This is a genomic window from Pseudomonas sp. Marseille-Q5299, assembly GCF_943737035.1.
GTDB lineage: Bacteria > Pseudomonadota > Gammaproteobacteria > Pseudomonadales > Pseudomonadaceae > Aquipseudomonas > Aquipseudomonas putida_E.
The window spans coordinates 224,730-246,221 of the sequence record NZ_CALSFR010000001.1 but is presented as its reverse complement, the minus strand read 5'-3'; the positions used below and the strand labels follow the sequence as shown (position 1 = coordinate 246,221).

Annotated in this window: 9 protein-coding genes; 8 read left to right on the top strand and 1 reads right to left on the bottom strand. The window is 66.5% G+C overall.

The window, feature by feature from the left end; genetic code table 11:
• From NGJ21_RS01015 to NGJ21_RS00990, 6 genes are all read left to right on the top strand, one after another.
• Positions 1–1,212, top strand: a complete 1,212-nt coding sequence (locus NGJ21_RS01015; RefSeq protein WP_115274256.1) for a c-type cytochrome — start codon at positions 1–3, stop codon at positions 1,210–1,212.
• 3 nt (positions 1,213–1,215) lie between these two features.
• A complete protein-coding gene (locus tag NGJ21_RS01010) occupies positions 1,216–2,187 on the top strand; it encodes an XdhC family protein (protein ID WP_251961695.1) in 972 nt (323 codons plus the stop codon).
• Positions 2,184–2,750 (top strand): nucleotidyltransferase family protein, encoded by a 567-nt coding sequence (locus tag NGJ21_RS01005; protein WP_251961694.1) that lies wholly within the window; start codon positions 2,184–2,186, stop codon positions 2,748–2,750. Before NGJ21_RS01010 ends, NGJ21_RS01005 begins: the two co-directional genes overlap by 4 nt.
• A 148-nt stretch (positions 2,751–2,898) precedes the next feature.
• Complete coding sequence (locus NGJ21_RS01000) at positions 2,899–3,582, top strand: response regulator (RefSeq protein WP_012315384.1); 684 nt, start codon at positions 2,899–2,901, stop codon at positions 3,580–3,582.
• Positions 3,579–4,901, top strand: a complete 1,323-nt coding sequence (locus tag NGJ21_RS00995) for an ATP-binding protein (RefSeq protein WP_012315383.1) — start codon at positions 3,579–3,581, stop codon at positions 4,899–4,901. The genes NGJ21_RS01000 and NGJ21_RS00995 overlap by 4 nt, the downstream gene beginning before the upstream one ends.
• Positions 4,902–5,037: 136 nt before the next feature.
• On the top strand, positions 5,038–6,429 hold the full coding sequence (locus NGJ21_RS00990; RefSeq protein ID WP_115274259.1) for an aspartate aminotransferase family protein: 1,392 nt from the start codon (positions 5,038–5,040) through the stop codon (positions 6,427–6,429).
• A gap of 88 nt (positions 6,430–6,517) precedes the next feature.
• Here the strand turns inward: NGJ21_RS00990 and NGJ21_RS00985 are convergent, their stop codons facing one another.
• Entirely contained in the window at positions 6,518–7,648 is a 1,131-nt protein-coding gene (locus NGJ21_RS00985) for a cupin-like domain-containing protein (protein ID WP_119687501.1), read from the bottom strand.
• Positions 7,649–7,828: 180 nt separating this feature from the next.
• Between NGJ21_RS00985 and NGJ21_RS00980 the strand changes: the two genes are divergently transcribed.
• Positions 7,829–18,043, top strand: a complete 10,215-nt coding sequence (locus NGJ21_RS00980; RefSeq protein ID WP_251961693.1) for a non-ribosomal peptide synthetase — start codon at positions 7,829–7,831, stop codon at positions 18,041–18,043.
• Positions 18,040–21,129: a non-ribosomal peptide synthetase gene (locus NGJ21_RS00975; protein ID WP_251961692.1), complete on the top strand. Its 3,090-nt coding sequence runs from the start codon at positions 18,040–18,042 to the stop codon at positions 21,127–21,129. Before NGJ21_RS00980 ends, NGJ21_RS00975 begins: the two co-directional genes overlap by 4 nt.
• Positions 21,130–21,492 lie beyond the last annotated feature (363 nt).

Below are 21,492 nucleotides of genomic sequence, written 5' to 3'. Positions count from 1 at the left end.
ATGGCGTTCGTTCGTTCCGGTCTCACGCTGGCGCTGGGCCTTGCCGTCGCCATGGTTGCCCAGGCAGATGACCAGGCGCTGGTCAAACGTGGGGAATACCTGGCTCGCGCAGCCGACTGCATGGCCTGCCACACCGCCGAAGGCGGCGCGCCGTATGCCGGCGGCCTGCCGATCCACTCGCCGTTCGGGACCATCTATGGCACCAACATCACCCCGGACAAACAGTACGGCATCGGCAACTACACGGCCGACGAATTCTTTGCGGCCGTCACCGAGGGCAAGCGCAAGGACGGCGCCAACCTGTACCCGGCCATGCCCTACACCTCGTACCACCTGATCTTGCGGGAAGACTCGGACGCGATCCTTGCATACCTGATGACCGTGCCGCCGATCAACCGCCCGGCACCGCAGACCAAGCTCAGCTTCCCGTTCAACGTGCGCATGGGCCTGTCGGGCTGGAACATGCTGTACGGCAAGAGCGTGCAGTTGCAGCCCACCGACGGCAAGAGCCCGGCATGGCAGCGCGGGCAGTACATGGTCGAAGTCATGGGCCACTGCGGCGAGTGCCATACCCCGCGTAACCCGATTGGTGCGCTGCAGCAGGATCAGCGCCTGACCGGCGGGCTGCTCAATGGCTACCTGGCACCGAGCCTGCTGGCCAAGGACCTCGCCGAGCGTGGCTGGACCCACCCCGACCTCACCACCTTCCTCAAACACGGCATCAGCGCCCAGGGCAGCATGTTCAACGAGATGTACCCGGTGGTGCACCATAGCACCCAGCACCTCAAGGACGCCGACCTGGCCGCCATGGCCACCTACCTGTTGGGTGAACAGCCACCGCCTGCCAAGGTCATACAGGAAGTCCCCCTGGACCGGCTCAGCGACAGCGCCAAGCGCGGCCGACAGCAGTATCTCAACGTCTGCGCCGGTTGCCACGGTGTCGACGGCGAAGGCAAGCCGCATATCGCGGTGGCCATGCAGGGCAACACGGTGCTGCGTCAGGGGGACTCGCGCAACCTGGTCAAGGCCATCCTCGACGGTATCCGTGAGCAGCAATTCACAGGCTTCGAACGCATGCAGCCAATGCCAGGCTTTGCCGACAAACTCAGTGATGAGCAGGTCACGGATATGGTCAACTACCTGCGTCAGGCCTGGGGCGGATTGCCGGGTGATTTGAGCGTACAGCAGCTAGCTGAGCTGAAGGCGGAGTAATACGTGCAACATCTTGATCTGCAGGTCGTACACCAGGCGATGCAGTGGTCGGGCAACGGCCAGCGGGTCTGGTTGTGCACGGTGCTTGCCACTTACGGGTCGGCGCCTCGCGCGCCGGGCTCGCTGCTGGCGGTGAACGAGGCAGGGCAGTGGGTGGGCTCGCTGTCGGGCGGCTGCGTCGAGGAAGACTTCCTTGAGCGCGTGGCCCTTGGCGAGTTTCCCGAGCCGGTCGCGATCGTGCGTTATGGCGATGGCAGCGACCGGCGCTCGAGCATTCGTCTGCCCTGTGGCGGGGTGCTGGAGGTGCTGGTGGAAAACCTGCCGGCCGATTGCGAAGTGCAGGCGCATCTGCGCGCCTTGGCTGGTGCGTTGCAGGGCCAGCGGCGGCTCTTGCGCGAGGTGAGCCTGCCTGACGGCACGCGCCGGCTCAGCGACGACTCGTGCCAGGGCCCAAGGGTCGAACGTGATAGCACCCGTGTGCGTCTGCGTGTGGGCGCTGCCCAGCGGCTGCTGTTGGCGGGGTATTCCAGCGTTGCGCATTATTGCGCCGAGTTCGGCAAAGGGCTGGGTTTTGAAGTCATCCTCTGCGACCCGCGTGACGAGGTGCTCGAAGGCGTGGTGCTGGACGGCATCGAAGTGCGCCGCGAGTTGCCGTCGGAATTCATCGCCAACGGTGGTTGCCATGCCGACACGGCAGTGGTTGCATTGACCCATGACCCCAAAATCGATGACTTGGCCATGCTTGAAGCAGTACGTACCGAGGCGTTTTACATTGGCGTGATGGGCTCAAAGGCCACCTCCGACAAGCGTCGCGAACGCCTGCAGCGCATCGGTGGCCTGGGCACTGGCGAGCTGGCGCGCATCCACGCACCGATCGGCCTCAACCTGGGCAGCAAGACCCCAGCAGAGATCGCCCTGGCAGTGTTGGCCGATATCCTGCGCATGCGTAACGGCATCCAGCGGGCGGCGCTGTGAGGATCGTCGCGCTGGTGCTGGCGGCGGGCAGCAGCGTGCGTTTCGGTGGCGACAAGCGCCGGGCCACGTTGGGCGACGGGCGTAGCTTGCTGGTGCATAGCGTCGAGCGGGCTTGCTCGGTGTTCAGCGATGTTCGCGTGGTACTGCGCGATGGCGAGCGGGGCGAGGACCTGGGCTTGCCGGGCGCATGCCGGATCATTTCCAGCCCGGATGCCGGATTGGGGATGGGGCATAGCCTGGCGGCTGGGGCTGCGTCGTTGATCGATAGTGAGGCACAGGCAGTGGCGGTGCTGTTGGGCGATATGCCCTGGATCGCTCAGGCTACGTTGGGCCAGCTTGCCGCGGTTGCCGATTTGTCCAGGATCGTCTTGCCAGAACATGACGGACAACAGGGGCACCCGGTGTTGTTCGGGCGCGATTTCTGGCCGGCGCTTTCACGCCTGACGGGTGATGAGGGGGCGCGCTCGGTGGTGAAGGCGCACCCGGCGAGTTGCATCAGGCTTGCAGTGCAGGACGCCGGGGTGTTGCAGGATGTGGACCGGCCAGAGGCGGTAAACCGCTGAGCGCGGGCGGCACTCGATCTCACCGGCGTTAGAATTCATGCGTCGGGCCTCAAACAACCGACACACCCGCTACCGGAAAAAAGCCCATAATCCCCCCTTAATCCCCCAATAGTGCAATGCCAGCCATACCACTCCGGGAGCCCCCACCATGCACGTTCTGCTCTGCGAGGACGACGACCTGATCGCCAGCGGCATCTGCGCCGGCCTCACCGCCCAAGGCCTGACCGTCGACCGCGTAGCCAACGCCGGTGCCGCCCGGGCCATGCTCCAGGCCGCGCAGTTCGATGTGATGATCCTCGACCTTGGCCTGCCCGATGAAGACGGCCTCAAGCTGTTGCGCCGCTTGCGTCAGCAGGGCATCGATCTGCCGGTGCTGGTGCTCACCGCGCGCGATGCGGTCACCGACCGGGTCGACGGCCTGCAGGCCGGTGCCGACGACTACCTGCTCAAGCCCTTCGACCTGCGCGAGCTGGCCGCGCGCCTGCACACCTTGCTGCGCCGGGTTGCCGGGCGGGCGGTGAACGTGATCGAGCATGGCCCGCTGCGCTACGACCCCAGTAGCTGCGAAGCGACCCTGGCCGGCCAGCCGGTCGACCTGTCGCGGCGCGAGCAGGCCTTGCTCCAGGCGCTGCTGCAGAACCCGGGCCGGGTGCTGTCCAGTGAACAGCTCAAGGACTGCGTGTACGGCTTCAGCGACGAAGTCGAAAGCAACGCCCTCAACGTGCATATCCATCACTTGCGCCGCAAGCTTGGCAACAGCATCGTCGAGACCGTGCGCGGCCTGGGCTACCGCCTTGGCCCGGCGCAGGCGCCAGAGGAAGCCGCATCATGAGCCTGCGGGTACGCCTGAGCCTGATTCTGGGCAGCGCGTTCATCATCATTTGGGTGCTCGCTGCTGCCTGGATGCTGCGCGACCTGCGCCAGCAGATGATGTTCTCCCTCGACCAGCGCCTGGTGGCTTCGGCGCGCATGGTTGCCGGGCTGATCGACCAGTTGCCCAAGCCGCTGACCGCCAAGGGCGAAGAGGCGCACTTTTCCGCCGACCAGTTCACCGTGCCCGACGGCATGGCCTGCCAGGTAAGTTCGCTGCGCGGCGAGATTCTTGCCAGCAACCACAAGCATGATGGGGGCATGGACGATGAACAAAGCGGCTTCCGCGACCAGACCATCGACGGTGCACTGTGGCGTACCTTCACCTACAACCATGGCGATGTGCGCATCACCACTGCCGACCGTCACATGGAGCGCGAGGCACTTAACCAGTCGATCCTGCTGGCAGCTTCGGCGCCGGTGCTGATGGCCTTGCTCGGCAGCCTGGGGCTGGTGTGGATCGGTCTGGGCAAAGGCCTGGAGCCGCTCAATCGCATGCGTGACGCCTTGCGCAGGCGGCGTGCCGACAGCGTTGAGCCGTTGCAGGTGGCGGGCTTGCCCAGTGAGTTGCAACCTTTGCTCGACACCCAGAACCAGCTGTTTCTGCGCATCGCGCAGACCCTCGAGCGCGAACGGCGGCTGACCGACGACGCCGCGCATGAACTGCGCAGCCCGCTGACGGCGATCAAGACCCACCTGCAGGTGGCCCGCATGACCGATGGCGCAGTGCGCGAACAGGCGCTGGAACATGCAGAACAGGGCACCGACCGCATGCACCGGACCCTGGAACAGCTGCTGCTGCTGGCGCGGGTCGAAGGCAGCCTGTCGTTCGAAGATGGCGTGCAGTGCAGCGCCGAACAGGTCGCCCGGCAGGCCGTGCAGGATGCCGGTGGGGGTGACAACCGGCGCATCGTTCTGCGCCTGCCCGAGCAGGCCACGCAGATCTACCTCGGCATGCCGGCCCCGCTGGCGGTGGCGGCGCTGCGCAATCTGCTGGACAACGCTCTGCGCCATGGCGGTGATACTGAAGTGGAACTGGAGGTGCAGATGGCCGACGGGCAGATTGGTTTCATGGTGCGCGACCATGGGCCTGGTATTGCCGCTGATGACCTGCAGCACTTGACCGAGCGCTTTTGGCGCAACGGCCAGAGCGGTGGCTGCGGGCTGGGGTTGGCGATTGTTCAGGCGATCGTGCAGCGCTGTGCCGGCAGCTTGCGCTTCGACAGCCAGAGCGATGGCTTGCGGGTGGTGCTGCAAGTGCCGGCGCGCTCGGGGGCTTGATCTTCGCCGCCTGTACCGGCCCCATCGCCGGTACAGACCCCAAAAAATCCCATAACAAGCGCTAAATCCTCCCCCCAGCCAAGCGTTTTCCAAGCGACAACTACCCGCACATTCGCTTGCTTGCGAGGATTTACCCATGTCGACTGCTTCCAGCCTTGCCCAGGTCCCGCCGGCCAGTGCGCCGCAACCGCTGTACGAGTTCACCGAGTCGCCCCTGCTGCAACGCCAGCAGCAACAGGAATCCAACGCCCGCAGTTATCCGCGGCGCATCCCGCTGGCGCTCAAGCGCGCCCGTGGCATCCATGTCGAAGATGTCGAGGGCAGGCAGTTCATCGACTGCCTGGCGGGCGCCGGCACCTTGGCCTTGGGCCACAATCACCCGGTGGTGATCGAGGCCATCCAGCGTGTACTGGCCGATGAAATACCCTTGCACACACTCGACCTGACCACGCCGGTCAAGGACCGCTTCGTTCAGGACCTGTTCGGCATCCTGCCCGAAGCATTGCGCCGTGAAGCCAAGGTGCAGTTCTGCGGCCCGACCGGGACCGACGCCGTGGAGGCAGCGCTCAAGCTGGTGCGCAGCGCCACCGGGCGCAGCACCGTGCTGGCCTTCCAGGGCGCCTACCATGGCATGAGTCAGGGCGCGCTGAGCCTGATGGGCAGCCATGGCCCCAAGCAGCCGCTGGGTGCCTTGCTGGGCAACGGGGTGCAGTTCATGCCGTACCCCTACGACTACCGATGCCCGTTCGGCCTGGGTGGCGAAGCCGGGGTCAAGGCCAACCTGCATTACCTGGAGAACCTGCTGCTCGACCCTGAAAGCGGCGTGCCGCTGCCCGCTGCCGTGATCCTGGAGGTGGTGCAGGGCGAAGGTGGGGTGATTCCTGCCGATGTCGAATGGCTCAAGGGGGTGCGCCGTATCACCGAGCAGGCCGGTGTGGCACTGATCGTCGATGAGATTCAGAGCGGTTTTGCCCGTACCGGGCGGATGTTCGCCTTCGAGCACGCTGGCATCGTGCCGGATGTGGTCACCCTGTCCAAAGCCATTGGTGGCAGCCTGCCGCTGGCGGTGGTGGTGTACCGCGACTGGCTCGACACCTGGAAGCCGGGCGCCCATGCCGGCACCTTCCGTGGCAACCAGATGGCCATGGCGGCGGGTTCGGCGGTGATCAACTACCTGGTCGAGCATCGGCTGGCCGAGCATGCCCAGGCCATGGGCCAGCGCCTGCGTGATCACCTGCAGCGGCTGCAACGCGACTATCCGCAGTTGGGCGATATCCGTGGGCGTGGCCTGATGCTCGGGGTCGAACTGGTCGATGTGCAAGGCCCGCGCGACGTGCTGGGCCACCCACCGGCCAATCGCGAACTGGCACCCAAGGTACAGCGCGAATGCCTCAAACGCGGGCTCATTCTGGAGTTGGGTGGGCGCCACGGTGCGGTGGTGCGCTTCCTGCCGCCGCTGATCATCAGCGCGCAGCAGATCGATGACGTGGCGCAGCGCTTTGCCGAGGCACTGGCTGCGGCGGTCTGAGCTCACGAGGGGGCGCGTTGCGCCCCATTTCTCGGCAAGCCCGCTGCCACGGGAGTTGGCGCGGCATGCCTGTCGCGTCCTGTGCCGCTTACCAGCCGCGCCCGGAGTTGACCCAGAAATTCACCGACAGCGATGTCGACACCGACTCCACTTGGTGAAACCAGCCTTCGGGCAGGAACAACAGGTCGCCGGCTTGCAGCAGCACCCGCAGGAAGGTCACCCCGCGCGCGTCAGGGAAGCGCTGGTAATCCGGTGCATCGGGGTTGAAGTCGCACCCGTCCAGGCCGCCCTTGGGTGAGGTCGACCAGGTGCCGAGTGCCGGGCGATGGTGCGGCGCTGCCAGGATGAACGACTTGTCCCCCCACACCTGGGCGAACAGGTTGTCGGCATCGTCGCGGTGCAAAGGGGTGAGGGTGCCTTTGGGGCCGATCCAGATGCGCGGTGCGATGTACAGCGAGCGCTCGAAGTAGGGCGGGTACTGGATCAGCTCAAGCAACTGCGCAGGCACGATGTTGTTGCCCATGTAAGCCGGTGGCTCGCCGTTGCCGGTGCGTGGCTGCGGGTTGTCCAGCGAGTTGATGAAATCTGCCATGGAAGTGGAGCGAAAGTCGCGCTCGGTGGAGAAGGTCTTCTTCACATAGTCGCCATGGCGGGTGATGCCCTGCAGTTCGGCGAAGTGCTCCAGCGAAGCCTGGCGGTCGAGGTTGAACAGCTTCCACTCACGCAGGGCGTCACTGATCACCACCGGTGTGCCGTACGGCAGGAAGTTGCGCTGGAAGCGCTCGGCATCCAGCTGCGCGGCGGGGATTCTTTCTACCTCGGTCAGCTGTGGCAGGCTGGCCGACACACGTTCGCTGTAGCGCGGTGGCGTGACATGGCGCTGGTTCATGTCGGTCTTCTGCGCCGTCACCCCCTTGCGCGCCAGGTCGATGATTTGCGGCAGCAGGGTGGCCAGGCCCAGGTTGCCGCCGATTTTCAGCCGGCCGCCAGCAAACAGCTCTTCGACGTTGGCGCTGCCGGCCATGATGCCCAGCAGGTCTTGCTGGGTGACTTCGATGGTGACATCCGGCGTGGCATGCCGACCGGCCTCGGTGCGCGGCTGGGTACCAGCTTCGCACCAGTAGGCCTGCTGCGGGCCGAAGATGAATTGGAAGGTGCCTTCGACGCCGACGGCACCGGCATTGGCGAACAGCTTGCTCAGCAAAGGTTGCAGTTCCACGGCGCAGCCTCTTCGTGGGGGGAGGGGTGTGAGAACGGAACGAAGGGCGGGCTGCGAAATTTAGCGCGCCGCCCGGCGCTGGCCAGGGGGTTGGCGGTGTTAATTTTTTGCAGGTTGTATCCGTTTCGTAGGGATAGCCGGGCACTGCCCGTGGTACCCACTCGTACGGAAAGCAAGCTGATGAATCCCGAAAAGTCCCTGCAACTGGCCCGCCGTTTCATTGAATTGCCGCTGGAAAAGCGCCGCCTGTTCCTTGAAACCCTGGCCAGAGAGGGCATCGACTTTTCCCAGTTCCCTATTCCGGCCGGGGTGGCGGCGCAAGACCGTCTTGCACCCTCGTTCGCCCAGCAACGCATGTGGGTGCTCTGGCAGCTGGATCCGCACAGCGGTGCCTATAACCTGCCAGGTGCGGTCCGCCTCAAGGGAGCACTTGACGAGGCCGCCTTGCAGCAGGCGTTCAGCCACCTGCTCGAACGTCACCAGAGCCTGAGCTGTGTGTTCCAGCAGCAGGCCGATGAGCGCCTGTGCCAGGTGCACCGCCCGGGCGCGCCGCAGATCCAGCGCCTGGACCTGCGCGAGCTGGCCGAAGACGCCCGCCAGGCACGGGTGCAAGCCGAGGTCGAGGCCGAGTCGCTGTGCCCCTTCGACCTGGAGCATGGCCCGTTGCTGCGCATCCGCCTGCTGCAACTGGCTGAGCAGGACCACGTGTTGCTGCTCACCTTGCACCACATCGTCGCTGACGGTTGGTCGATGAATGTGCTGATCGACGAATTCAGCCGCTGTTATGACGCCTGCGCCGCTGGCACACAGCCGCAACTGCCGGCGCTGCCGATCCAGTATGTCGATTACGCCCTGTGGCAGCGGCGCTGGCTTGAAGCCGGCGAACTCGAACGCCAGCTGGCCTACTGGCAAGCCACGTTGGGTGAAGAGCAGCCGGTGCTGGAGTTGCCGCTCGACCGCCCACGCCCGGCCGCGCCAAGTTTCAAAGGCAGCCGCCAGGAGCTGGTGGTGGACACGGCGCTTGCTCAGCAATTGCGCAGTTTTGCGGCGCAGCACAACCTGACGCTGTTCATGGTTCTGCTCGGTGCTTTCGGCGTGCTGCTGCAGCGTTACACCGGCCAGTGCGACCTGCGCATCGGCAGCCCGGTGGCCAACCGCAACCGCGCAGAAGTCGAGGGGCTGATCGGCCTGTTCGTCAACACCCAGGTATTGCGCCTGCAGCCGGATGCCCAAGCTGACGCACTGGCCTATTTGCAGGCAGTGCGGCAAACCGTGCTGGGCGCCCAGGCCCATCAGGACCTGCCCTTCGAGCGCCTGGTCGATGCGTTGAAGGTGGAGCGCAACCTGAGCCACGCACCGTTGTTCCAGGTGATGTACAACCACCAGCCGCAGGTGGCCGACCTGGCTGCGGTCACGCTGGGCTCTGGCCTGGAGCTGTCCGCACTGGAGTGGCGCAGCCGCACCACCCAGTTCGATCTGAGCCTGGACACGTACGAGCAGGGTGGCGTGCTGCGCGCTGCGTTCACTTACGCGACCGACCTGTTCGATGCGGCGACCATCGAACGCATGGCGGGCCACTGGCTCACCGTGCTGCGTGAGTTGGTGGCTGACCCTGCACGCCCGCTGTGGCAACTGCCCATGCTCGACCCGGCCACCCGCCAACGGGTGCTGCAGGACTGGAACGCCACGGCTGCCAGCTACCCGCTGCAGTATGGCGTGCATGAGCTGATCGAGGCTCAGGCGCAGCGCACCCCGCACGCGCCGGCACTGCTGTTCGCCGACAGCCTGCTCAGCTACGCCGAGCTCGATGCCCAGGCCAATCGCCTGGCCCATTACCTGCGTGGTCAAGGTGTGGGCAGCGACAGCCTGGTCGGGGTCGCGGCTCAGCGCAGCATCGAGATGGTCGTCGCCTTGCTGGCGATCCTCAAGGCCGGTGCGGCCTATGTGCCCCTGGACCCGGAGTACCCTGAGGAGCGCCTGGCCTACATGATCGAGGACAGCGGCATTGGCCTGCTGCTGACCCAGCAGGCGCTGCTCGACAGCCTGCCGCTGCCGCACGGTGTGCAGTGCGTGGCGCTCGACGCCCTGGTGCTGGACACGATGCCGGACAGCACCCCGGGTCTCAAGGTCGAGCCGACGCAGCTGGCCTATGTCATTTATACCTCCGGCTCTACGGGGCGCCCGAAGGGCGCGGGTAACAGCCACCAGGCGCTGACAAACCGCCTGTGCTGGATGCAGCAAGCCTATGGCCTGGACGCCAGCGATACGGTGCTGCAGAAAACCCCGTTCAGCTTCGACGTGTCGGTGTGGGAGTTCTTCTGGCCGTTGATGACCGGCGCCCGCCTGGCCATCGCGGCGCCGGGCGAGCACCGCGATCCGCAACGCCTGATCCGCGCCATCGAGCACTACCGGGTGACCACGCTGCACTTCGTGCCTTCGATGCTGCAGGCCTTCATCCATGAGCCCGGTGTGCACGCCTGCAGCACCCTGTCGCGCATCGTCTGCAGTGGCGAAGCGCTGCCTGTGGACGCCCAGCGCCAGGTGTTCGCGCGTTTGCCTGCAGCGGGGCTTTACAACCTTTATGGCCCCACCGAGGCTGCCATCGATGTCACCCACTGGACCTGCGTCGAAGAGGGCAAGGACAGCGTGCCTATCGGCCAGCCGATCGCCAATATCCGCACCTATGTGCTCGACGCCGGCCTTGAGCTCGTCGCTGTCGGTGTGGCCGGTGAGTTGTACCTGGGCGGGGTGGGCCTGGCGCGCGGCTACCACCGCCGCCCAGGGCTGACGGCCGAGCGCTTCGTCGCCGACCCGTTCGGCACCGGCGAGCGCCTGTACCGTACCGGTGACCGTGTGCGCCAGCGTGCCGACGGTGTGATCGAGTACCTGGGACGCTTCGATCACCAGGTGAAAATCCGTGGTTTGCGCATCGAGTTGGGTGAGATCGAGGCGCGTCTGGCCGAGCATGCGCTGGTACGCGAGTGCGTGGTGCTGGCCCTCGATGGTCGCCGGTTGGTGGCTTACCTGGTGCTCAATGCAACGCCTGAGGGCTGGCAAGGGCAGCTCAAGGACTGGCTGCTGCAAAGCCTGCCCGAATTCATGGTGCCCAGCCAGCTGATGCCACTGGACGGCCTGCCGCTGACACCCAACGGCAAGCTCGATCGCAAGGCCCTGCCACAGCCCGAGGCCGGGGCACAGGGTACCCATGTTGCGCCTCAGAGCGCGGCCGAACGCCAGCTGGCAAAGGTCTGGTGCGAAGTGCTGGGCATCGCCCAGGTGGGCCTGGACGACAACTTCTTCGAGCTTGGTGGCGACTCGATCATTGCCATCCAGGTCGTCAGCCGCGCCCGTCAGGCCGGGCTGGCGCTCAGCCCGCGTGACCTGTTCCAGCACCAGACGCTGCGCACCCTGGCCCAGGCTGCGGGCTGCGTGGACAGCCGCCAGGCCGACCAGCGCCCGGCTGAGGGCGAGGCACGCCTGACCCCGGTGCAGCTGCAGTTTTTCGACACGCCCATGCCGGTGCGCCAGCACTGGAACCAGGCCGTGCTGCTGGTGCCCCGCGAACCGCTGCAAGCGGCGCAGCTGCAGCAGGCCCTGGCTCAGGTGGTGGCGCAGCACGACGCCTTGCGCCTGCGCTTCACCCAGGCTGATGGCCAATGGCAGCAGCACCACGCGCCGGCCTCTGCTGGCGTGCCGCAGCTCTGGCATCGCCAGGCAGGCAGCGAGCAAGCGCTGGCTGCATTGTGCGATGAGGCCCAGCGCAGCCTGCGGCTCGATCAGGGGCCATTGCTGGCGGCGATGCTGGTGGCCATGGCCGACGGCAGTCAGCGCGTGCTGCTGGTGATCCACCATCTGGTGGTCGACGGCGTTTCCTGGCGCATCCTGCTCGAAGACCTGCAACGTGCCTGCCTGGGCCAGCCGTTGCCTGCCCGGACCAGCAGCTACCAGGCCTGGGCCGAGCGCCTGGCCGGGCATGCCGACGCCTGTGCGGGGCAACTCGATTACTGGCTGGCACTTGGCGAGGCCGGGGCGCAGGCGCTGCCACGTGACCGTGCGGTAACGCAGACGCGCGTGGCGGATGAGCGCAAGGTACGGGTCAGTTTCCCGCCGGCCTTTACCCAGGCCCTGCTGCAACAGGCGCCGAGTGCCTACCGTACGCAGGTCAACGACCTGCTGCTGGCGGCCCTTGCCCGTGCCCTGTGTAACTGGAGCGGCAATCAGCAGGTGCTGGTGCAGCTCGAAGGGCATGGCCGTGAGGAGCTGTTCGAGGATATCGACCTGACGCGTACCGTGGGCTGGTTCACCAGCCTGTATCCGGTCGCCTTGCGTCCGCAAGCACAGCCCGGTGCCTGCATCGCGGCCATCAAGGAACAACTGCGCGCCGTACCCCAGCGTGGCCTGGGCTATGGGGTGCTGCGTTACCTGGGCACACCGGCGCAACGCGAGCAACTGGCGCGCCAGGCGCAACCGCGGGTGACGTTCAACTACCTGGGCCAGTTCGACAGCCAGTTCGAGAAGGGTGCGCTGTGGCAGCCCGACCCTCAAGGGGCCGGGCAGGGGCAGGATGGCGACGCGCCGCTGGCCAACTGGCTGAGCGTGGAGGGGCAGGTCTACCAGGGCGAGCTGGGTATCAGTTTCGGCTACAGCCAGGCGATGTACGACGAGGCCACCATCGATGCCCTGGCCAGCGATTTCGCCAGCCAGCTGCGCGCGTTGGTCGATCACTGCCTGCAACCGGGGGTTGCCAGTGCCACGCCGTCGGACTTCCCGCTGAGCAATCTGGACAGCACCGGGCTCGCCGCCCTGGCAGTGGACCTGGCCCAGATCGAGGACATCCTGCCGCTGTCTCCCTTGCAACAGGGCCTGCTGTTCCATTGCCTGCATGCGGCCGCAGCCGGCGACTACATCAACCAGTTGCGCCTGGATATCGACCAGCTCGACCCGCAACGCTTCCAGGCCGCCTGGCAGGCGGCGCTGGACACCCACGCGGGGCTGCGTGCCAGCTTTCACTGGCCGGTCGACGTGCAGCAACCCGTGCAGGTGATCCGCCGCCAGTTGCAACTGCCGTTCAGCCAGCTCGACTGGCGCGACCAGGCCGCGTCGGCCGACCACCTGCAAATCCTGGCCGAGCAGCAGCGCCTGGCCATGGCCGCGACTGATCAGGCGCCCTTGCTGGGCATCACCCTGGTGCGCCTGGGCGAACAGCGCTGGCACATGATCTACACCCATCACCACCTGCTGCTCGATGGCTGGAGCCATGCCCGGTTGCTGGCTGAAGTGATGCAACGCTACCGTGGCCAGGCACCCCGCCAGGCACCTGCGCATCCACGTACCTACCTGGCCTGGCTGGCCACGCGTGACCGCCAGCAGGACCAGTCGTTCTGGCAGGCGCAGCTGCAGGGCATGCAGGCGCCAACACTGCTCGCCAGCCAGCGCCGCAGCGTTGAAGCGGCTGGCTACGGCCTGTGGCAGCAACGCCTTGGCAGCGCTGCATCGGCGCAGATCAAGGCGGCGGCGCGGGCGCGCAAGGTTACCGTCAATACATTGGTGCAGGCGGCCTGGCTCTTGCTGCTGCAACGGCACTGCCGTCAGGACACCGTCTGCGTCGGTGTTTCGGTATCGGGGCGGCCTTCTCAGTTGCCGGGCATCGAGGCGCAACTGGGGCTGTTCATCAACACCGTGCCGTTGGTGGCCGCCCCGCGCCTTGAGCAGCGCCTGGACGACTGGCTGCAACAGCTGCAGGCCAGCAACCTGGCACTACGCGAGCACGAATACACACCACTGGCCGACATCCAGCGCTGGGCGGGCAGGGCTGGCGAGGCACTGTTCGACACCTTGCTGGCGTTCGAGAACTACCCCGTGGCCGAGGTGCTGCAAGGTGGCGGTGACGGGCCGCGCTTCGGTGTGCCGGACAGCCACGAGCAACCCCACTACGCCTTGACCCTGTCGGTGGGCATGGGTGAGCAGTTGCAGGTCGACTATCGCTTGCGCCACGACGCTTTCAGCCTGGCCGACGTGCAGCGCCTGGCCGACCAGTTTGGCCACCTGTTGCAGGCGATCGCTGGCGCTGGCAACCCATGCCTGGCTGAGCTGAGCCTGCTGGATGCCGCCAGCCATCAGCGTTGCCAGGGTCAATGGCAGGCCGCTGAAGGTACTGTTCCGGCACTGGGCGTACACCAGCTGATCGAGGCCCAGGCGGCGCGCAACCCGCGGGCCGTGGCGGTGGTTGCCGAGGACGGCACGTTGGATTACGGCCAGCTCAACGGCTTGGCCAACGCCTGGGCGCAACAGTTGATCGCGCGGGGTGTCGGCCCCGAGGACCTGGTAGGGCTGTGCAGTGAGCGAGGCCTGACGATGGTTGTCGGCCTGCTGGCGATCCTCAAGGCCGGTGCCGGCTACGTGCCGCTGGACCCGCAATACCCGCGTCAGCGTCTGCAGGACATGCTCGACGACAGCGCCGTCAGGCTGGTGCTGGGCACCCGTAGCGCCGCGCAGCCACTGGCGCTGGCAGGCACGGCCCAGTGGTTGTGGCTGGACCAGCCCCTGGCGCCGCAGGACGATAACCCTGCGCCGCGAGCCACCGCCGACAACCTGTTGGGGTTGATCTACACCTCCGGCTCCACCGGTCGCCCCAAGGGTGTGGCCCTGACCCATGGCGCCATCGCCGCGCACATCGCGACCATGGTCGGCCAGTATCAGGTGACGGCGCAGGACCGCTTCGTGCACTTCGCTTCGATCAACTTCGACTGGGGCACTGAGCAATGGTTGTTGCCGTTGAGCCAGGGCGCCTGCTGCATCGTGCGTGGCGATGAGATCTGGACCGCGGCCCAGGCATTCGAGGTGATCGAGCGCGAGCGCGCCAGCGTGGTCTACTTCCCCACCCAGTACGCCTGTCAGTTGGCCGAGTGGGCGCATCAGCAGGGCCGGGCACTGCCGGTGCGCTGCATGAACGTGGCCGGGGAGGCGCTGGCGCGTGAAGGCTTCGAGCGAATCCAGGCCCACTTGCAGCCGCAGCGTATCGTCAACGGCTACGGCCCTACCGAAACAGTGATCACCCCGCTGCTGTGGCAGGCCGACGGGTCTACCCGCATCGACACCGGCTATGCGCCGATCGGAACGCCGGTGCCGGGGCGTACCGCTTACCTGCTCGATGCAGCCTTGCAACTGCTCGATACCGGCACTGACGGCGAGCTGTATATCGGTGGCCCCTGCCTGGCGCGTGGTTACTTTGGCCAGGCGGCGCTGACCGCTGAACGTTTCGTGCCCGACCCCTACGACGCGGTCGGCGGGGGCCGCCTGTACCGCAGTGGTGACCTGGTGCGGCAGCAGGCCAATGGCGAGCTGGTGTTCATCGGCCGCCTGGACCACCAGGTGAAAATCCGCGGTTTCCGCGTCGAGCCCGGTGAAGTCGAAGCCTGCCTGCTGGCCCTGCCTGAGGTGCGCGAGGCCGTGGTGATGCCGGGCGGTCAAGGTGCCGACCTGTACCTGGCCGCCTGGTTGGTACCGGTCAGCGGTTCGCAGGCCGATGCCGGGCTGCGTCAGCGCATTCTCGACGCGCTGCGCGCCGTGCTGCCGCCCTACATGGTGCCGTCACGCCTGCAACTGCTCGATAGTTTGCCGCTGAACCCCAACGGCAAGGTCGACCGCAAGGCATTGCCGTCGATCGAGGTCGACACCTCTGAAGCAGCGTTCAGTGCGCCCCTGGATGCGCTCGAACGCGAGGTCGCCCAGGCCTGGGCCAGTGTGCTGGGCAGGCGCGAAGTGGGCCGTTTCGAGCACTTCTTCGAGGCTGGTGGCCACTCACTGCTGGCCACGCAGGTGGTGGCGCGGCTGCACCGCGACGGCCACACCGGGGTCGGTGTACGCGACCTGTTCAGCGCCCCGCGCTTGTGTGATTTCGCTCAGCGCCTGCGCCAGGCGCAGCCGGTAAGCGATGCCGGCCCGCAACTGCGCGCACTGGGCGTCAAGGCCAGCGCACCGCTGTCGCTGGCCCAGCGCCGGTTGTGGATTGCCGAACAGTTTGCCCTGGGTAGCGGGGCGTACGGCATGCCGCTGGGCCTGCGCCTGGACGGGCCGTTGCAGCCCGCATGCCTGAAGCAGGCCTTGCAGGTGCTGGTGCAGCGCCACGAAGTGCTGCGCAGCGCGGTGGCCTGTGACGACGAAGGTGAACCGCTGCTGGTGATCCAGGCGGCGGTCGACCTGGACCTGCCAGTGGACGACCTGAGCCTTTTGGCTGCCGCCGAGCAACAGCTGCGCGTGCTTGAAGCGCAACTGGCCAACGTGCGTCAGCCGGTGCCCCTGGACCAGGCGCCGATGCTGCGTGCACGCCTGCTGCGCCTGTCCGGCGACGCCCATGTGCTGCTGCTCAACATGCATCACATCATTTCCGATGGTTGGTCGATGGCGCTGATGGTCAACGAACTGATCGCCAGCTACAGCGCCCTTGCCCGTGGCCAGGCGCCCGTGCTCGCGCCGCTGGTGCTGCAGTACTCCGACTATGCGCTATGGCAGGCCGAGCGCGAGCGTGCCGGGCTGCTGCAGGCCCCGGCGCAGTGGTGGCGCACGGCCTTGCACGGTAGCAGCGGGCGCTTGCAGTTACCCACTGACTTGCCGCGCCCGGCCAAGGCGTCCCAGGCGGGGGAGAACCTCTATCACGAGCTGCCGCCGACTACGGTCGTGGCGGTACGCGAACGGGCCGCGCAATTGGGCGTGACCCCCTACATGCTGCTGCTGGCGGCGTTCCAGCTGCTGATGCACCGCGCCAGCGGCCAGCACGACCTGCTGCTCGGGGCGGATGTCGCCGGCCGCGAACACCCCGACCTTGAGGCGCTGATCGGCTTCTTCGTCAATGTTCTGCCACTGCGCTCGCAACTGGACGAACAACTGGACTTCGCCGCGTGGCTGGCGCGCACCCGCACCACCTTGCTCGATGCCAGCGAGCAGCAGGCGCTGCCGTTCGACCTGATCGTCGAGGCTGCTGGCGCGCCGCGCCACCCAGGCATGAACCCGCTGGTGCAGGTGCTGTTCGTGATGAACGACATGCCGGTGGCGCATGGCGGCCTGGCCGACCTGAGTGTGCAGGTGCTGCCGCAGGCGGGCGGCTATTCGAAATTCGACATGGCGCTGTTCATCGACCCGGTCGCGGACGGCTGGCGCGTCACCTGGCAGTACGCCACACAGCTGTTCAAGGCAGAACGGGTCCAGGCACTGCTGCGTGGCTGGCTGGACATCCTGGGCCAGGTGCTGGGCAACCCACACATCCAACTGAGAGAGATCACTATGGCGGTTCACAGTGAAATCGTGGCGGCGCCTGCCGCTGCCGGCGGGCAACCCAAAAAGGACAAGCTGGGCAGTTTCCTCAAGCGCGGCGCCGGCACGCCAAGCCGGCCGGCCAGCGCAGTGCGCGAGGCTGCGATGGTACCGGGGCAGGCGTTTCCGTTGCTGATCGAGCCGGTCGATCCCGGCGTGAGCCTGACCGACTGGGTGGTGAAGCACCGTGCCGAGATCGAACGCAAACTGGTGGCTCATGGCGGCATTCTGTTCCGCGGTTTCGGCTTGCAGACCCCGCAGGACTTCGAGGCCTTCGCCGAGGCTGTGCAGCCTGGGCTGTACGGCCAGTACGGTGACCTGCCTAAGAAGGAAGGCGGCAAGAACACCTACCGCTCTACGCCGTATCCGGAGCAGAAGATGATCCTCTTCCACAACGAAAGTGCCCACCAGGACCGCTGGCCGCGCAAACAGCTGTTCTTCTGTGAACTGCCTTCGCCGGTTGGCGGTGCCACCCCGGTGGTCGATTGCCGGCAGATGTATCAGCGCCTGCCCGCACCCCTGCGCCAGCGTTTCGAGGACAAGGGCCTGCTCTACGTACGTACTTTCACCGACAAGCTGGACGTGTCCTGGCAGCATTTTTTCAAGACCGACTCGCGTGCGGATGTCGAGCGCCGTTGCCAGGCGTCGGGTATCCAGTGGCGCTGGCTGGACAACGACGAACTGCAGATCCGCACGCCTTGCCCGGCGGTGATCGAGCACCCGGTCAGCGGTGAGAAGAGTTTCTTCAACCAGGTGCAACTGCACCACGTGTTCTGCCTGGATGCCGACGTGCGCGAGGACTTGTTGGCGCTGTATGGCCTGGAGCGCATGCCGCGTCAGGTGTACTACGGCGATGGCAGCCCGATCGAAGACGCCGACATGGCGTTGATCGGTGAGCTGTACGAGGCGTGCGCGGTGCGTTTCGACTGGCAGGCCGGTGATGTGATCCTGCTCGACAACATGCTGGCCGCACATGCCCGCGACCCGTTCCAGGGGCCACGCAAGATCGTCGTCGCCATGGGCGACATGATGCAACGTGCCGACCTTGAAACCCTCACCTTGAACCGCACAGGAGTGCAAGCATGAACATCACCGTTGAATCGAGCGGCCTGCCGTTGTTGCCCATGCAGGTGCTCGAGCTGACTGCACTGCCTGCCCGCTGGCAGGACGCGGCGCGCTGCATCACCTTGCAGCTCGACAGCGTCCCGGCGCCCGCCGCGCTGCGGGCTGCCCTGCAGCTGTGGCAGGGCCAGCACGACGCGCTGCGCCTGCGCATCGGCCAAGCCGCCGGTTATCGCGGCCTGCGTCAGTTTTTTCAGCGCGAGGCGGCAGCGGTGGACCTGACGTGGCTGGCGGCGGGCGATACCGCCGGCCGCCAGGCCTGGTTCGAGCGTGAGGTGGATGTGCAGGCCGGGGCGGGCGTCGCCGTGCTGGTGTGCGAGCAGGCCGAGGGGCGCTGCCAGTTGGTGCTTGGTGTGCTCGCTGCGCTGGTTGACGCTGCCAGCCTGCCGGCCCTGGCTGCAAGCCTTGCGGCGATCTGCCAGGGCACACTGGGAACAGCCGAAGACGGCGATTTCGAACAGTACCTGCAGTGGCGCAGCGAGGTGGTGGTGGATGAAGACGCCAGCACTGCGCGCAGCTACTGGAACGCGCTGAACGGCAAGCCCGCAAGCGCCCAGCAACTGCCCCGGCGCCCCCCCCAAGGCAGCCCGCGCGGTGAGCGCGCGCAGGCCCGCGCCGCGCTTGCCCCGGCCGTTGTGCAGCACCTGGCCGGCCTTGGCCTGCCCTTGGACATGGTGTTGCAGGCAGCCTGGTGGCTGCTGCTGGCGCGGCTCGATGGTCAGCCTGCGCAGGTGGTGAACTGGTGCCACGACAGCCGCGGCGACTACACCTATTTCGCCGACAGTGCAGGGGTGTATCACAAGCAGCTGCCGGTGCTTGTCGACTACCAGGCCGAGCAGCCACTGCGTACCTGGCTGCACGGCCTGGCCGCGCAGTTGGAGCAGCATGCAGTTTGGCAGGAATACTTCACCCCCGAGCACACGCCCGCGCTGGAGCCTGCCGCCATCGGTTTTCGCCTGATCCCCGCCTGCCCGCCGCTGGCCGGTGGTTGGCAGGTAGTGGGCATGGACGCGCCGAGGGTCGGCCCCGACCTGCTGCTGCAAGTCGACAGCGACCGCGCAGCGCCACAGGCGCTGTTGCAGTACTGGGCCTCGTGGCATAGCCCGGCACTGGCGCAGCTACTGCTCGAGCAGTACGTAACGCTGCTGGCAAGCATCGCTCAGACACCAGACGCGGCCTTGGCCAGCCTGGGCCTTGTCGGTGAGCAACAGCGTCGCCTGGTGCTTGAGCGTAACGCCCAGGCTGCACTGCCAGCGGTCACCGAACTGCTGCCCGAACGGGTCGCCCGCTGGCTGCGCGAACAGCCCCAGGCGCTGGCGATCATCGATCAAGGGCAGGGGTGGAGCTGGCAGCAGCTCGACCAGCTGGCCACTGCGCTGGCCGCCCACCTGCAGGCCCAGGGCGTTGGCAGCGCCAGCGTTGTCGGCCTGGCCCTGCCGCGCTCGGCGCACTGGCTGGCGGCGGTACTGGCCTGCTGGAAGTGCGGCGCTGCATACCTGCCGCTGGACCCGCTCTGGCCCGCAGCGCGACGCGAGCAGGTCAGCCGCCTGGCCGGCGCGCAGTTGCAGATCGATGCCACGCTGTTCGAGCAGTTGGCGGACACCTCTGCGCCGTTCGAGGCGCAAGCGCTCACGGCCAATACGGCGGCCTATGTGCTGTTTACCTCGGGTTCGACCGGTGAGCCCAAGGGGGTGGTCATCGAACACGGGCAACTGGCCGGGTACCTGCAGGCCGCTGAGCAGGCCTTGGACCTTTCGGCCTGCAGGCACTTTGCGTTCAGCGCCACGGTGGCGGCTGACCTCGGTCATACCAGCCTGTTCGGCGCCTTGCAGGTTGGCGCCACCTTGCACGTTGCCAGCGACGCAGTGATGCAGGACCCGGCGGCCTTTGCCGCGTTCGTGCGCAACGAAGGTATCGATTGCCTGAAGATCGTGCCGTCGCACTTGGCGGCGCTGCTCGACAGCGCGCAGCCCAGCCTGCCAGCGACCCTGGTACTGGGCGGCGAAGCGCCGAGTGCGCAGTTGCTGGCGCGCATCGCACGGCTGGCGCCTCAGGCTCGGGTGTTCAACCACTATGGCCCGACCGAGGCCACCGTCGGCGTGCTGGTCCAGCCACTGCGGGCCGAGACGCCGATGGCGAGCCTGGGCCAGGTGCTGGCCGGCAACCGCGTTTACTTGCTGACGCCTGCAGGGCAACTGGCGGGCGTGGGTGAGCTGGGCGAACTGCATGTGGCCGGGCGCCAGCTGTGCCGGGGCTATCTGGGGGCCGAGCAGGGGGCGTCGTGCTTTATCGACAACCCATTGCAAGCCGGCGAGCGCCTGTACCGCAGCGGTGACCTGGCCCGTTACCAGGCCGATGGCAGCATCCTGCTGCAGGGGCGGCAGGATCACCAGGTGAAGATTCGCGGGTTCCGTGTCGAGTTGGCCGAAGTGGAAGCGCGCCTGCTGGAGATCGACGGGGTGGCGCAGGGGGCGGTGCTGGCGATCGAAACCCAGCCCGGGCAACTGGAACTGCTGGCTTGCTACGCCGTGCACGGCGAAGCCGAAGGGCTCGATGAAGCCTCGCTGCGTGCGCGGCTGGCCGATTGCCTGCCAGCGGCCATGGTACCGACGCAGCTGCGTTGCCTGCCGAGCCTGCCGCGCCTGGCCAACGGCAAGCTCGACCGTCGCGCGCTGCTGCAGCTGCCGCAGCAGCAGGGTGGCCAGCAGGATGCACCACAGGATGCATTGCAGGCGTTGCTGGCCCAGCGCATGGCGCAGTTGCTCGGGCGCGACAGCATCGGTATCCACACCGACTTCTTCGCTGCCGGCGGCCATTCGCTGCTGATCATCAAGCTGGTGGCAGGGATTCGTAAGTTGTTGAACTGTGAAGTGGCGCCGGCGCTGGTCTTCGAGCACCCCACAGTGGCGGGGCTGGCCGAGGCGTTGCAGGCCAACGAGGCAAATCGCGGGCAGTTGCTCAAGATTGCCCAGGCGCGCCTGCAACTGGAGCGCATGAGCCCTGAGGAAAAGGAGCAGATGCTGGCCAAGGCGAAGAACCTTACGGCATAGCTCAGACAGCGTTTGATAGGGCTGCTACGCAGCCCATCGCCGGCAAGCCGGCTCCCACAGGTACAGGGCAGAACTCAAGAACCGCGCTGTACCTGTAGGAGCCGGCTTGCCGGCGATGGGCCGCAAAGCGGCCGCAAATCTATTGACCGACTGGCATTAGCCTTCCGGTTTTTCATGAGTGCGAGGTTAGGCAGCCCCGAGCCATCGACCAATTGAACGCAAATGAAAAAAGTTATCAGTTTTTTTCACGTTCGTGCGTCTTACCTGTAAGCCGCTGAAAACGCGTCGCTCGAACGCGTAAGGCCCTTATAGAAACGGTACGTCGAGACCGTCACCTACACACTCATAGAACAGTCGGAGTCA